This window comes from Stenotrophomonas sp. STEN063, from assembly GCF_056854515.1.
Genome location: NZ_JBXFWF010000001.1, coordinates 72,308 through 86,752, shown reverse-complemented (window position 1 = coordinate 86,752; position 14,445 = coordinate 72,308). Strand labels below are relative to the sequence as shown.

8 protein-coding genes are annotated in these 14,445 nt (G+C 58.8%); 5 read left to right on the top strand and 3 right to left on the bottom strand.

Translation table 11 applies throughout. The annotated features are described in order from the left end of the window. Positions 1-16: 16 nt before the first annotated feature. Complete coding sequence (locus AC1VWL_RS00340) at positions 17-643, bottom strand: tetratricopeptide repeat protein (RefSeq protein WP_482985344.1); 627 nt, start codon at positions 641-643, stop codon at positions 17-19. Positions 644-882: 239 nt separating this feature from the next. Here AC1VWL_RS00340 and tssJ point away from each other — a divergent pair, with 239 nt between their 5' ends. From tssJ to AC1VWL_RS00315, 5 genes are all read left to right on the top strand, one after another. Continuing rightward, positions 883-1,494: a type VI secretion system lipoprotein TssJ gene (gene tssJ, locus AC1VWL_RS00335; RefSeq protein ID WP_482985343.1), complete on the top strand. Its 612-nt coding sequence runs from the start codon at positions 883-885 to the stop codon at positions 1,492-1,494. A gap of 224 nt (positions 1,495-1,718) precedes the next feature. Then, a complete protein-coding gene (gene tssK / locus AC1VWL_RS00330) occupies positions 1,719-3,053 on the top strand; it encodes a type VI secretion system baseplate subunit TssK (RefSeq protein WP_303749854.1) in 1,335 nt (444 codons plus the stop codon). Beyond that, complete coding sequence (icmH, locus tag AC1VWL_RS00325; protein WP_481533811.1) at positions 3,053-3,844, top strand: type IVB secretion system protein IcmH/DotU; 792 nt, start codon at positions 3,053-3,055, stop codon at positions 3,842-3,844. Before tssK ends, icmH begins: the two co-directional genes overlap by 1 nt. Positions 3,845-3,947: 103 nt before the next feature. After that, positions 3,948-8,447 (top strand): type VI secretion system tip protein TssI/VgrG, encoded by a 4,500-nt coding sequence (gene tssI, locus AC1VWL_RS00320; RefSeq protein WP_482985342.1) that lies wholly within the window; start codon positions 3,948-3,950, stop codon positions 8,445-8,447. Next, on the top strand, positions 8,444-9,088 hold the full coding sequence (locus tag AC1VWL_RS00315; RefSeq protein ID WP_482985341.1) for a DUF7738 domain-containing protein: 645 nt from the start codon (positions 8,444-8,446) through the stop codon (positions 9,086-9,088). The genes tssI and AC1VWL_RS00315 overlap by 4 nt, the downstream gene beginning before the upstream one ends. Before the next feature lie 212 nt (positions 9,089-9,300). Here the strand turns inward: AC1VWL_RS00315 and AC1VWL_RS00310 are convergent, their stop codons facing one another. Next, entirely contained in the window at positions 9,301-9,897 is a 597-nt protein-coding gene (locus AC1VWL_RS00310) for an imm11 family protein (protein WP_481533808.1), read from the bottom strand. 15 nt (positions 9,898-9,912) lie between these two features. Further along, entirely contained in the window at positions 9,913-14,442 is a 4,530-nt protein-coding gene (locus tag AC1VWL_RS00305; RefSeq protein WP_482985340.1) for an RHS repeat-associated core domain-containing protein, read from the bottom strand. Positions 14,443-14,445: the final 3 nt, after the last annotated feature.

The window sequence follows — 14,445 nt, the reverse complement described above, 5'->3', positions numbered from 1 at the left end:
GTCCTGTTGATCCGGCTTAGTTGCCAATGTTCTGGAAGGGGTCCGCGCCGTTGTCACGCGCCGGACGCGCCGGTGCAGGCTGGGCGGCTGCAGGCTGTGCGGCGCGACGACTCGCTCCCGTTGAACGTGTTGCCTGTCGCGTCGCACGCGGCTTCGGCTTGCCGGTTTCAAGAATGGCGTCGCCCATGGTGCTACGCAGCGTGGTCACCAACGTCTGCGCTTCACGCTGCGCCGTTTCCGACGCCAACGCACCGCGCCCATCCAGGCGCTGCAGCGATTCATTGGCAATGCGGAAGCCAGCGACGGTCAGAACGCCGTCGGCAACAAGGTCATCAGGATCACGCTGCAATACTTCTTCGGCAGCGACGATCGCGCGTGCATAGCGATTCTGGTCGAACTGCAATTGCGCAATGCGTACCCACGGCTCCTTGCGCGTTGGATCAGCTTTCGCTGCAACCTCAAACGCACTGATCGCTGCATCCGCACCCGCGGTAGCGACCTGCGCCTCGGCATTCGCCAACGTTACATCGAAAGGAATTTCTGCTGCCTTCTTTGGTGTCGATGCACATGCGCCCAACCCCGACAGCAGTGCCAACGCCAAAACCGAACGACGTGTTGCCGCCCCAAACACCTTCACATCCATAGTGATTCCTTCGTCGAAATAAGTTCCTAAAGGGAGCCGCATTTCCGCCGATACAACTTGCGGGAATCCAGTCCCAGCGGCGGCAGTGTACATTCGCAAATGCGCGTGGGTATAGTTATTTTCAAATCCGCGATTTGTTTTCTCTAGACATTTCCTTCACATCGTCGTGCTGCACTTGCACCGACATGTCGTCACTTCCCCGCTGTTTTCTTGGCGCCCATCACTAAATGAATGCGTACATGAGCAAACTTCCGCGTGTGGTTTCCGTCACAACTTTCGTCCTTGTTAGCACCATTGGATTAGGTGGTTGTGCGTCCGGTGGCAAGTTGAGCAAGGCGATGGACAGTACACTGCAAGCCGTTGGGCTGCGTGAAAGCAAACCTGAGAAACCCCCTGTAATACCGCTGAAAATCTACGCTGGGACAAATCTCAATGCTGGCAATGACAAGCGCGCCAGCGCTGCCGTGCTGAAGATCTATCACCTGCGCAGTGCACAACGCTTTGAACAAGCCACCTTCAATTCTTTCCTTGACCAGGCCGGTGAACAGACCGCGCTTGGCGCGGACCTTCTTTCTGTGAACGAAGTAGTACTGACACCGGGTGTACGACAGGAATTGTCCGAACAACTCAGTGATGGCACCGCTGTCATTGGGGTCGTCGCGTTGTTTCGTTCACCTGCAGAAGCACGATGGCGCATGGCCTTTGATGCACGCAACAAGACTCTTCCCAATGATGGCCTGACAATCGGCGTACACGCATGTGCACTAACAACTGATAGCGCAGCTTTAAGCTCACGCATCTCAGGTGATCCAAGCAGCCTGGCTTCCATACGCTGTGCCGGTGCTCGCTGAACGACTGTGCGTTTTTGCTGTAACCACAACATTGCAGCGCAGGCATGCGCTAGTATCTGCCGCGCTCGAACCACAAGATGTGACGAGAATCAGGATGTGAATGGAGTTTTCACATCAAGCTGCGAAGCTGCCGGTGCAGTAGCAATGCACCAGAGGGCAAAGAAAGCCTGAAGCAACGCGCCAACGAAATTTCCAAGGACTGAAATGTGGCTTACGTAAGCAGGATGTCGAAGGTCTTATGGGGTGAAGGTCTGTTCCTTCGCCCGCAGCACTTCCAGCGTCAAGACGCCTATCACGAGGCGCGCCTACAAGACCTGTCCCAGACATTGCATCCCTATGCCTGGGGCGCCCGCCGCGTGCGCTTTGATACGCATGCACTGACAGGCGGCACGCTGCGTCCCCTAGATCTATCCGCGGTATTTCCTGACGGCGAAAGCTACGATGCTCCGGTACACGACGGCCTGCCGGATGCTGTATCGCTGCAAGATCTTCCACCGGGGATACAGTCAACGATTGTGTATCTCGCATTACCGCTATTGCGTGATGATGGTCGCAATTGCGCTGATGCAGAAGGCACCGCGCTTGCGCGCTATCGGCAGGCCAACCGGGTTTCGGACGACTTGTTCACGGATGCTGCCGAAGCTGAATTGGCATATCTCAGCAAAGCAGTGAAGCTGCTTACCGACGACCAGCCCAAGGATGCCTACGCAACGGTTCCTGTTGCGCGCGTGCGCAGGACCTCGAGTGGCGGCTTCGAGCTGGACGACGAGTTCATTCCTCCGTGCGCACAGTTGCAGGCGTCGCCATTCCTGCATCGCGAACTGCGTTCCGTGCTGGATGCACTGCAGGCAAAGGTCGACGCGCTTTACGGCCTGCATCGGCAGACCTCGCAGAACATCATTGAGTTCCGCTCGGGCGATATCGCATCGTTCTGGCTGCTGCATACGATCAACTCTTCGTTCAGCGCACTGGCGCACCTGCTGCATCATCCGCAGCTGCACCCGGAACGCCTGCATCAGGAGTTGCTGCGCATGGCCGGTGCGCTACTTACCTTCTCCAACACCTACCAGCTCAACGACCTGCCGGTGTATCGCCACGATCAACCGGAGGCATCGTTCCGCAAGTTGCTGGAGATCGTGCGTGCCTTGCTGGAGACGGTGATCTCCACGCGCTATTTCAAGATCGCGCTGAACGAAATCAAGCCGTCCTATCACCTGGGCCGGCTCGACTCGCAGCGTATCGATGGCGAGGCTTCGTTCTACCTTTCGGTATCGGCATCGATGCCGGCACAGGACCTCATCCAGACCGTCCCGATCCGCTTCAAGATCGGCGCGCCGGATGACGTCGAGAAGTGCGTGCTCTCCGCCCTGCCTGGCGTGAAACTCACACACGCGGCGCAGGTTCCTGCGGCAATCCCGGTACGACCGGGCAGCCACTATTTCGAGATTGATCCGCGCGGCGCGCTATACGAGCGCATGCTGAAATCACAGTCGCTGATGATCTACGTCCCGGCCGGCATTGCCGACCTGAAGCTGGAACTCGTTGCGGTGACCACCTGATGAACTCACACCTGCCACCAACCCCGGGCCCGATGCCGTCACTGACCGGCAACGCTGCCATGGCCAGCAACACACCGATCTCGACAGCGCCGCAAAGCCTGCAGGATCTGATGTCCGACGGCTTCTACCTGCTGTTGCTGCTGAAGCGCGGCCAGCTGCCAAATGACGCTGAAGGCTTCGTGCAGACCGTGCAGAAGTTCCTCGACAGCGTCGAGCGCAATGCGATGCGCCTTGGCATAGCAGCTGAAGATGTGTACGCCTCCAAGTACGCGTTCTGTGCGGCCGTTGACGAGGCCATCCTCTCGCAGCCTTCGGCACTGCATGAAGTATGGGAGCGAAGCCCGCTGCAGTTGCGCATGTTTGGTGAGCATCTTGCCGGTGAGCACTTCTTCGAAAAGCTTGAGGAGCTGCGTCGCCAGGGCGGTCCGCGCCTGCCGTCGCTGGAGGTGTACCACTACTGCCTGCTGATGGGCTTCGAGGGCAAGTACCGCCTGGAAGGCACCGAGAAGCTCGGCTATCTCACTGCGCGGCTGGGCGATGAAATCGTCTACCTGAAAGGCAAGCGCCACGGTTTCGCGCCGCATGCGCTACCGCCGGACAATATCCGCAACCAGCTGCGGCGGGTGATTCCTCTATGGCTGCCCGCTGCGGTAGTTGGCTGCGTCGGTGTGCTCGCCTTCATTGGCCTGCGCACCTACATGGCCCACGACACCCGCCAACAGCTGGCTGCTTACAACAACGTTGTGCAGATGCCAGAACGCACTGCACACATCACGATCACTTTGCCATGAGCCTGTCGATATGGACGTCCCGAGCTCCTCGTTGTCTACCGCGCTCGCCGCGATCTCACATAACAATCGGCTGATCAAGCTACAAGCACCGAATGAAGGTTTGGTGGTTGAACGTTTCGAGGGCGAAGAAGCCCTGTGCGGCGATATGCGCCTGCAGATCGACTGCCTCAGCACCGATGCGTATCTGCAGACGGACAGTTGGTTGGAACAAGCACTGACCCTGCAACTGCAGCTACCCGATGGTTCACAGCGCCAGTGGAACGGGCTGTGCACCGACGTAGCGCAGCTCGGCAGCGACGGCGGCCTGGCGCGTTACCAGCTCACCCTCGAGCCCTGGACTGCACTACTGCGCTTGCGCCGCAACGCGGTGATCTTCCAGGAGCTGGATGTACGTGCGATCTGCGGGCAGATATTTGATGATTATCCGCAGGCAGCGTATCGCTTCGACGTCGAATCAAGCCTGCCACAGCGCGCCATCACCACCCAGTATCGCGAGACCGACTGGGAATTTGTCAGTCGGCTGTTGGCGGAAAGCGGGCTTGCCTGGCGTATCGAGCAGAAACAGGATGGCGACGGCGCCCATACCCTGGTCATGTTCGATCCACAGGCCGAACTTCCCGATATCGGAACGGTGCGCTTCCATCGCATCGCGGCCAGCGAGTCCAGCGATGGCATCACCCATTTCGGCGAGCAGCGGAAATTGGTGCCAAACAGCAGCACGGTTGCGAGCTGGCATAGCGACAAACTTACGGCCATTGCTGCACAGGCAAACGCTGAAACTGGCGACGTTCCATCGCTCGAAGTCTATGTGCAACCACGCGCCGGCCGCTTCAATGAATCGAGCTGGGCGCAAAGCGAGGCGCAGGCAAGGCTGGATGCGCTGCAGCTTGCACAGGTTCTTTACAGCGGCAGCAGCAGTGAACGGCGCATGGCTGCCGGTTCCCGCTTCGCGCTATCCCAGCATCCGCAACACGAAGGCAGCGAGTTCCAATTGCTGGTCGTCGCTCATACCGCAGTCAACAACCTCGACAGCGGCATCGCCGAACTGCTTGGCAACAGCGCGCTTGAGCGCGGCAGCTACCGGAACCATTTTCTTGCAACTGATGCCAGCGTCCCGGTGCGTGCGCTGCCGCACGATCGCCCTGCCCTGCACGGCCTGCAGACCGCACGCGTCGTTGGCGTCGCCGATGCCGCTCTCAGTCCGAACCGCGAGCACCAGGTACGTGTCCAGTTCTCGTGGCAGCGTGGCAGCACGCCCAATGCGGGTGGCCTGAGTGAAACAGGCAGTGCGCAGGCCGGACACGCTCCCGGCGATCAAACCAGCGGCAGCTGGGTCTCGGTTGCCGAATGGGTTGCCGGCCCCAACTGGGGCACTGCATTCCTGCCGCGTATCGGCAGCGAGGTACTGGTCGAATTCCTGCACGGCGATATCGACCAACCACGCATCACCGGCCAGCTTTACAACGGCAACGTAGCACCGCCGTTTGGCGGCGGCATCGATGAGAACGCAAAGCATCCCGGCGTTCTCAGCGGTGTGCACACGCGCGCGCATGACGGCGGTGGCAGCCAGCAATGGATGATGGACGACACACCCGGACAGTTGCGCACGCGCCTGCACAGTTCGCTTGCCGACAGTCGCCTGGAGCTTGGCTACCTGGTCCAGCATGAGGACACCGCGCGCGGTGCACTGCGTGGTGAAGGCTTTGAGCTGGCAACACAAGGCTGGGGCAACGTACACGCCGCGCAGGGCTTGTTGCTTTCCGCCAGCACACAAGAGCGCGCTGCTTCCACGGTAATGGACAACGCCGAGGTTGTTGCGCAGCTGAAAGGCGCAGAGCGTAGTCTTGAGCAGATGCAGCAGACACTGCAGCAACAGCAGGTGCCCGGGCTCAAAGCCTGGCAACAAACCGGTCAACTGCGCGAGCAGGTGGATCCAACTGCGGAAGGCAGCTTCAAGTCCGTGGTAAACGGTCAATCGCAGTTCAAGCCCAGCGATGGCCGCGCAGCTGGTGATCAACCGGTGGAGCGTTTCGCCAAGCCAGTGCTGCTTGCCGAGGCGCCGAACCATATCGCATGGACCACACCAGCAAGCGCGATTGCCTTCGCCGGGCAGAATCTGCAGCTCACCGTGCAGCAGGACCTGCATGCAAGCAGCGGCGAAACCATTGCTGCGGTTTCAGGCGGCCAGGTGTCGCTGTTCGCGCAAGCTGGGCCGGTGCACTTGATTGCCGCCAACGGCCCGGTCAGCCTGCAGGCCAACGATGGCGAGCTGGAACTGCTGGCTGATCAAGCCATCACCGTTACCGCTACGGACCAGCGCATCGATGTGCTCGCCAAGAGCAAGGTCGTGCTTCAAGCCGGCAGCAGCGCGATCACGCTTGAAGGCGGCGACATCACCTTCAGCTGCCCGGGTGAGTTCAAGGTCAAGGCCGGCGAGCATCCGTTCAAGAGCGGCAGCAGTGCATCGCCGCGACTGCCGCCGCTGCCTGCATTCAAGATCAATCCCGATCCGGCACGAAAGATCGAAAGCACTTTCGCCTACGACCAGCTGCGCAGTGCTGCCGAGAAGTCCACCACCATCGAATTCGTGATGATGATGGCACCGACATTCGGCTTCGACATACCTGCCAGAACCTATATGAAGCTGCAGGAGGCATTGAAGGGCGGCAGTTTCCCACAACCCAAGCACGAAGTGCTCAGCGGCGGTCCCTACCCTGCCGACTACGACAACAAGAAGCGTGTCATCCGCGTACATGCCTCGGCGGCTGATCAGGCATCGACGTCGATCGAGGCCTCACGCGAATTGCTGGCCGTACTTCTGCACGAATTTGGTCACCACGTCGACAACGTGCTTCGCAACGACCTTGCGGAAAAGGACGCCAGCGGAAAACCGAGCATCGCCGGCGACAGCGCACATGAAGAAGGTACGAGCATGGCGTATCGGTTCGCCTTCTTCGATCTCGAAGGCAGCCATGAAGCAACCTACGCCGACTATACTTCGCCCGAATTCAGCGGCCCGCTGAAGGTCAACTATGCCGAAGTGCAGGCTGCACTGCGACAGCAAGGTCCGGTTGCCGCCCAGGACAACCAGTCCCACGACGGTCGTTACGAAGGCTTCAGCGCAGGCGATGGCGAGAACCACGCCAAGAACCCGGGGCAGTCATTTGGCCACCGCTCGATCGAAGCCGTGCTGGGCAGGGTCGGCTTCAGCCGCAGGGACCTGGCGGCGATCTACTTCGGCAACTGGCTACGCGACTATTCGCAGCTGCTGGATCCGAAGATCGTACGCCCGCCGAACATGCCGAAAGACCTCGGCAAGTATATTTCCCGCGAGGCGCTGACCAAGATCGTCGACATCCTCGCCGGCGGCGAATTCCACGAGCTGCGCTACCGCGACAAGGCGCATTACGAGGTCACGCCTGCGCGACTTGGCGTCTACCGTCCCAGCGAGCACATCGACAACCCAAAGAACATAAAGCCCGATCCAGCCGATCCGAAAACCATCGACAAGGACTTCGAACCCTGGGTCACTGCCAACAGCCCGCTGCTTGGTGTCGACAAGAACACATCGCTGAAGCGCTACATCAGCAGTTCCAGCGCCTTCATGGCTTCGGAACTGAGGCAGGCCATTTCCCTGGGCCGCACTGCCGACGGTATGCGTCACTTTGGCTCCGCGCTGCATGTGCTGGAGGACTATTTCGCCCACTCCAATTTCTGCGAACTCAGCCTGCGCAAGATTGGGCACAGCAACGTGCTGGTCTGGACGGGCAAGGCGGACTGCAAGCACACCTACCCGGTGGTTACCGGCATGTTCGGTTCCACCGACGTGATTGCCAGCCTGGCCGAACCCATCGCGCACAAGCTGTTCAGCGTGGAGAGCTGGGAATTCAAGGCCAGCAAACCAGGTGACCGCTCGGACAGCGAGAAAATCATGCTTGTCCTGCTTTCCGAGCAGAGTGACCAACGCTACTACAACGCTTTCCAGAATTTCCTGAAACTACGCGATCGCATGCTCAACATTCCAGGCCACGAATACCTGGAACGCGCCGGCTGGATCGCCTCGGCACCAATGCGGTTGATACTGAACAGCTACAACCTTGTCTACCAGCAGTTGCTGCTGCTGATCGGCAACAGCGTCGACGATGCCCAGACCATGTTCGACTCGGACCCGAACAAGAATGGCTCGACCGATCCAAGCCATTCGCAGTTGGCCAAGGATCACGACGTGCATCCACTGCATACCCTCGCAGCGAAGCTGGCCCAGCAAGCAGTAACCGAAGTTGGCAAGGCCATGCTTGCTCGCTGGAACGGGAATGGGCTCTGCGATCCTGTGAAAATTGCACAGGACTACCTGGTCCACCCCTACGACAGCAGCTGGCAATGCCCTCATGTCTCGGCCTGGGCCAAAGACCATGCGGCCAATATCCGCAGGGCTGCATCGGCGACCGAGATCGAGCACCTGCACGAAGAGCATGGCAAAGATGCACTCGAGGGTATCCGCCGCGTTGGCCGCTACGGCACCGACAGCTGGGATTACATCACCAAATTCTATGAAGATCTTTTCGGCGAGAAGAACCAGGTCAAAGGGAGCGGCAAGAAGTGAAGAAGCGCGCACTGGTCACCGCACTGCTCGGCTTGGCACTCATCGGCTGCGATGTCAGCTCATCGCATGCAGTGTCGTCGAAGGCCACAAGCACCGCGCCGGCCAGCACCGCGAAGCCCGTACTTGAAACCACGCCAACGGGCCTGATTTACCAAAGCAAGGCGCTGGAGCTTGGCGCACCAATGAGCGCGTGGATCCAGGCACTGGGCCCAGACCATCGAAGCACGCAACCCAACCCCAGCCTGACGGTTCTGGTCTGGGACAAGCTCGGCATCCGTGTCTATCCCGACAACGCCAAAGAGCCCAACGCCAGCATCGTCACCATCGTCCTGAATCACATGGACAGCGAAGCAGCCGGCTTTGAGGTACCCGCGCCCGGCACCGAGCTGGAACCACGGAGCGTCTTCAACCAGACACTCTCTTTGCAAGGGCTGCCGATCACCAACCGGACCACGGTACGCGAGCTACGCGCTGCCGGTGGTGATGTCTGGGATGTCAGCTGCACCAAAGGCGTGGCCACCTGCTTCACCCACCGCACCGATCTTGCAGCGGACCAGCTGTCCATCGCCTTTGCGGTTGATGGGCGGATCGAAGACAGCGTGATCTACACAGTGGAACTGCAGATGGCAGATAAGCGATAACCACGCAATCGGCGTTGGCAAAGCGCTGGGAAGTCGCTACTGCATCATGCCGACAAAACGCTCGACGGCAGCTTGGGAACTGAACACCGTTGACCAAGGCGACGCCAGCGACTGGCCATGGAAACAGATACACCTCCACCCGCCCCTTCTTCACCATCTCTAGCGCATCAATGCTGCGAACGGCGATTCAAGGGCAGCAGGCGTCTACAGCCTCAATCCCAGAAGTCACTCTTGGTATACGACGTGATTTCTTCGAAACCCATGCCTTGCAAGCCAGCATCTTCACACGCCGCACGAAACAACGCGTTGCACACCAAGGTGTGGCCGAGATCCAAGCAAAGAAAGGCCGCACTTCCAGGCACCTTTTTCTCATCGACAACAAAACTCTCAATCGACTCCAGGACCGGCGCATCCGGAAAATACTTTTGATACAAGACTTCGCCAGTCGCCAGGTCTTTCTCGAGCTCATAGCGAGAACGATCCAAGTCGATGACAGAAGCCCACGCGGACCATCTTAAATAGAAGTATTTCTTAACCGACGATGCGCCATCGGAAAGCACTACATCCACTGGAACGGCATCAACGCCAACATCAAATTTCCGGCATATCTCGACAAACTGCTCCGACGCCATCCAGTTCAGGTCCCAGTAGTCGAAGTTCAGAAACTTGTGCTTGGCTTCGTAAACATATCCGACCTCAAATCCGGCATTTGACAGATCCGGATCGAACGCATTCCACGCCCAAGGCTTGTTCAACTTCCCTTTCAAGACTACAGGGCATCCAACGTTGTCAGGAATGTAACGAACCATGTAAAGCATAATCAATCACCCCATCCTGCATGCATTTGATAGCGCGCGTGCCACCTTGCCGCTTTCAATATCGGCAAAAGCCCGCGACTGAACATTGCGAATACCTAACAAAAGCTGCATATCCGACAACTTTCCACTCTTCCAAGCGGTATTCAGCTTATCAATTTTTGCGGAGATATCGGCGGTATACATGTCATGATTACTCCAGTGCCCTACCATGCCTGTCCTTTTTGAAAGACTCTCAGAGCCCGGCATATGTATGCCATTTGCAGCGCCATTTCTATCAAAGCCCATCGACTCCAGGTGATCAAACATATCCTTGAAGGCGGGATTGTCCATCACCTCCTCAGGGATTAGATGATGCGCCTGCATGCCATCACCGACCCTGCCACCGATATTTCTGTCGAGCTCGGTACTCCCCCCCTTCAGGCCAAGTGGATCGGCCCACCTCAGCGTATTGACTGCGTACTCATATATGTTGATACCGCCGAGTATCCTGATGGGATCCTTCGAAACAAACGCGCAGATGTCAGAGGAAAAGTATCTATGCCTGGCATACGCAAGCCCGGTCTCGTCATCGTGGTACTGCCCTTGCAGGCCAATCCGGTTGGCTACCCGGCCATGATAGGTGCCTGACGAACCGCAAGTACCAGAGCCTGCGGACCAAGCAATGGCTCCGAACCTGTCAATCAGGGCATGCGGAGCTCCATTCGGGTCACATTGGTAGATGTAGACCCGGTGCAGCCCCTTTCCCACCAGAACCGACCCACTGTCTGGACGGGATCCCACTACCATGGCTACGGGCGCGGATTTGGAGTTCTCGACTCTACCAATACGCTGTGGCGTCGCCAAAGACATCCCCATCGAACGCGACGGCCCCACCCCAACAGGGGGACCAAGCTCCTTGGCTCTCGCCCCCAGAACCATCCCACCCAATCGACCAATCGATGATTGATCTATCGATGGACCGATTTGCGCTCGTTGTTCCAATGACGTAGACGAATCGACAGCGTCAATTTCGCGGATGGCGCCCGCCTTGATCTCGGCCTGAGCGACTGGTGCGAGCCCATCGTTGGCCGCTTTGCCAGGTTCAATCAGGGCCAGGGGAACAAACGATTTGGCGCAGTAAACATACTCCCGCACCCGTTCATGCAACCTGGAGAGCTGCTGCTGTCGCGCCCTCACCTCCACCAGACTTGCAACATTTCCGACCCAGATCGGTGCGACCTCATCTTCATCGTTGGCCTGCTGGACTTCGCCCAGCAACGCGTCACCATCCCAGAAGAACCAGGTTGTGCAAGCCTGATTCCGTTTGAATACCCGTCGCCCAAGGGGGTCGTATCCATAGTTGGTCGTTACGTGATTCTTTGTACTTTCAGCAAGCCGATGATTCGCATCCCAGACAAGAGTGAGATCATCCGATCCACCTTGCGGACTCCCCCTGCGTACCAGGTCACCGCCCCTATCGAACACATAGTGCACTCCCTGATAGGTCCCCTCGCGCGTCCATGTTCCTTGAGCGTCGCTTTCACTACCCACGATCCTGCGCGCTTGCACCTGTTTGATCTCTGTCCGCAGACGATCACCCGCCGGATCAGTGAAAAATCGCTCTATCTTGCCCTTTGGATCGGTGTGCTGCAGCAGCCGCCCAATGACGTCGTACCGATACTCGTCAACGCCTTGGTCACTGTCATTGCGCCGTACCAGGTTACCGCTTCGATCGTAGTCGTAGCTTGTTTCAAGCAGCGGCGCCGCGTCCTTCAGGATGGACTGGGAGGTCATCAGGTTGCGACTGTTGTAGCTGAAGTTGCGCAGCAGATGCGGACTTAGTACTTCCTGCGTAATCCGACCCAACGCATCGCGCTGCATCAGGATTGGCGACTCATCATTGATCGCGATCGACACCGCTTGATCGAGAAGATCGTAGACAATCGCCACACAGTTGCCGGCGGAAGTCCGCCGCGAAACGCGATTTCCAACCTCGTCGTATCCATAGCTGACCTTGAAGCCGTCCTGCAGCTCCTCCAGCATTTTCCCGGCAGGATCGTAGCGTCGCCTTATGCTTCTCGCCGGATTCCGCAGCTCAATCAGGCGTCCGATCTTGTCGTAGCCGAAATGCTCCTGCACCTGCCTTCCTGGATGCCTTACATCGAGCATTGTCTTGCGGACGATGCGCCCCAGCTTGTCGTTTGAGAAAGAGATCCGCTGCCCAAGCGCATCCACCACGCTTTTGAGGCGCCCCGCCGCATCGTAGTCATAGCGGCGCTCCTGACCCCAATAATCGACCTCATTGACGATACGTCCAAGCGCGTCGCGTACCAGCTGATAGGACTCTCCGCGCTGGTTGATCACCGCGATCAGTTGTTGCTCGCTATCGTAACGGTACTGCACGCTATGGCCATCAGCCTGCATGCGGGTAGACACCTGCCCGACACCCACATACTCCAGACGAGTCTCCGTACCCGCCTCGTCGACGTACCGGATCAACTGGTCTTCAGCATCGTACTCGCATCGAATGCTGGTTCCTTCTGGAGCTCGGACAACCAACAGGCGACCCTTTTTGTCGTATTCGTAATGATTGGTCTGCCCTAGCGCATCCACCTGTTCCAAAAGATTGCCAAGAGGGTCGCTTGCATAGCGCGCTTCGGAGCCGAGCGCATCAATCACCGCACAGACCAGACCGTGCCGATCGTAACGCAACCGTGTCATCGCCTGCCGGGCATTCTGCTGGGCTAGAAGTTGACCTTTCGGGCTGTACTCGAAGCTTGTTCTCGCACCGAGTGGATCCACCTGTGCCACCAGCTTGAACTTATCGTCGAATTCCTGCTGCCACGTCGCGCCGTCTGGGGTCCGCAGAACAACCATGTTGTCCAGCGGATCATAGTCAAACTGAAAGCTGCTTCCGTCTGCCCGTGTCAGGCAGCACAAGTTGCCGTGTGCATCGTAAGCGAAGCCCGTGCGCAGGCCTTCCGGATCCGTGACCGCGACCGTGCGGCCGAAATCATCGTACTCGAAGAAGGTGACGCCATCGAGCGGATCAATTTCGCACAGGGGCAGCTGGTTTTCATCGAACTTGATCACACTCAGGTGGCCGAGCGAATCAGTCACGCGCGTCTCGCGCAGCAGTGCGTCGTACTCGAAATGGTAGTTGTACAGGCCGCCATCGCCCCAGGAGTGCACTACCCGCCCCTGCGCATCGAACGCGTAGTAGAACGACAGCCCGACCCGGTCCGTGTGCTGCACCAATCGATGCTGTTGATAGACAAATGTACGCGCCGCACCCAAAGCGTCCAGCGCTGCAGCCAGATCACCTTCACTGCTGTAGCGGTAACTCACCAGCGGATGCACCAGCCCGGTTGCCGGGTCGTGCAGTGCCATCCGCTCTATGCGGCCATGGCGCGTATCCACGTCGATGAAGCGGCCTTGCAGGCCGTCGGCACCGCTTTCGACGATACGTACCAGATGGCCATCATTGCGTTCGAAGCGCCAGTAGTTGCCACTGGCGTCTTCGATGCGTTCCAACGCCAGCAGGCCATGCACTGGTAGCGCAGCAACGCCACTCCGCAGGTCCCCGCCGAACACATATTGCAGCCCGCCCTTGAAGCGCACCCGCAGCTGACCGTTCTGGCGCAGCAGGCGCGCACCATCCACAAGATCGAGTATCGCTGCCGCTTCACCATCAACCGGTGGCAGCTCGGGGAAGAACGCCACCTGCCCCGGCCCCGACATCCATACCGACCCATCAGCCAGCACTTCCAAGGTGATATCGGCAGGCGTCTGCCAGCCGATACCACAGGCACCGCCACGCCCGATCTGGGCGGAGCTGTAGCTGCGCTGCCATGCGAACGGCAGACGGCCTGGAATATCAAAATCCTGGTGACTGATCACGACGCTGCCGTCACGTATATCTACCGGCTCGGCGCGCAGGATCTTGCATTTAAGCGTGCCAGACGGCAGATGCCCCCACTTTCCTTGACGCCACTTCTTGAAGGCATCCATCTTGCCCTGGAAGAATTTGCTCTTGCGCAGCTTGCCCAATCCGGCAAACGCGGCGCGGAACGCCATCGCTGTCCACGAAATCGTTGGCGGCCCGCCGACTGTCACGCTGCTGGGAATGGCCACGTTCAAACCGGTCGGCAGGGACATCGCGCGCAGCGGTTTCTTCGGCTTCTTCATCCGGAAGGGATTGATCATCCCGGCCAGGTTGCAGTCCAGCACCGGCATCGCCAACCGGGAGAACGGTTCGCCATCCGCAGATACGGTGCGGCTACCCATGAAGATTTCTTCGCCGTCGAACTGCGGACCCATTGGTGCAGCCAACGGCGGCGCCCAAACGCCGAGCGGAATGTGTACGTCCAGCCCGCCAGTTCCGGCGGTGGCGCGATGCACACCATTGACCTTGATCGTCGAGCCGATAAACGGGATGTAATCGAAGGGATCCAGCACCAAGCCGATATGCGGCGTTGGCAGTGGGCTTGGCGGCACCGCATACATGTGGATGTCGATGCCCAACTGCGGATCGAGGTGTTTGGCGGCGATGCTCATGGC

Bases quoted from the DNA above. Each gene is read 5' to 3' on its own strand.
- AC1VWL_RS00340 (WP_482985344.1), bottom strand. From the start codon at position 643: ATGGATGTGAAGGTGTTTGGGGCGGCAACACGTCGTTCGGTTTTGGCG.
- tssJ (WP_482985343.1), top strand. From the start codon at position 883: ATGAGCAAACTTCCGCGTGTGGTTTCCGTCACAACTTTCGTCCTTGTT.
- tssK (WP_303749854.1), top strand. From the start codon at position 1,719: ATGTCGAAGGTCTTATGGGGTGAAGGTCTGTTCCTTCGCCCGCAGCAC.
- icmH (WP_481533811.1), top strand. From the start codon at position 3,053: ATGAACTCACACCTGCCACCAACCCCGGGCCCGATGCCGTCACTGACC.
- AC1VWL_RS00310 (WP_481533808.1), bottom strand. From the start codon at position 9,897: ATGGTTCGTTACATTCCTGACAACGTTGGATGCCCTGTAGTCTTGAAA.
- AC1VWL_RS00305 (WP_482985340.1), bottom strand. From the start codon at position 14,442: ATGAGCATCGCCGCCAAACACCTCGATCCGCAGTTGGGCATCGACATC.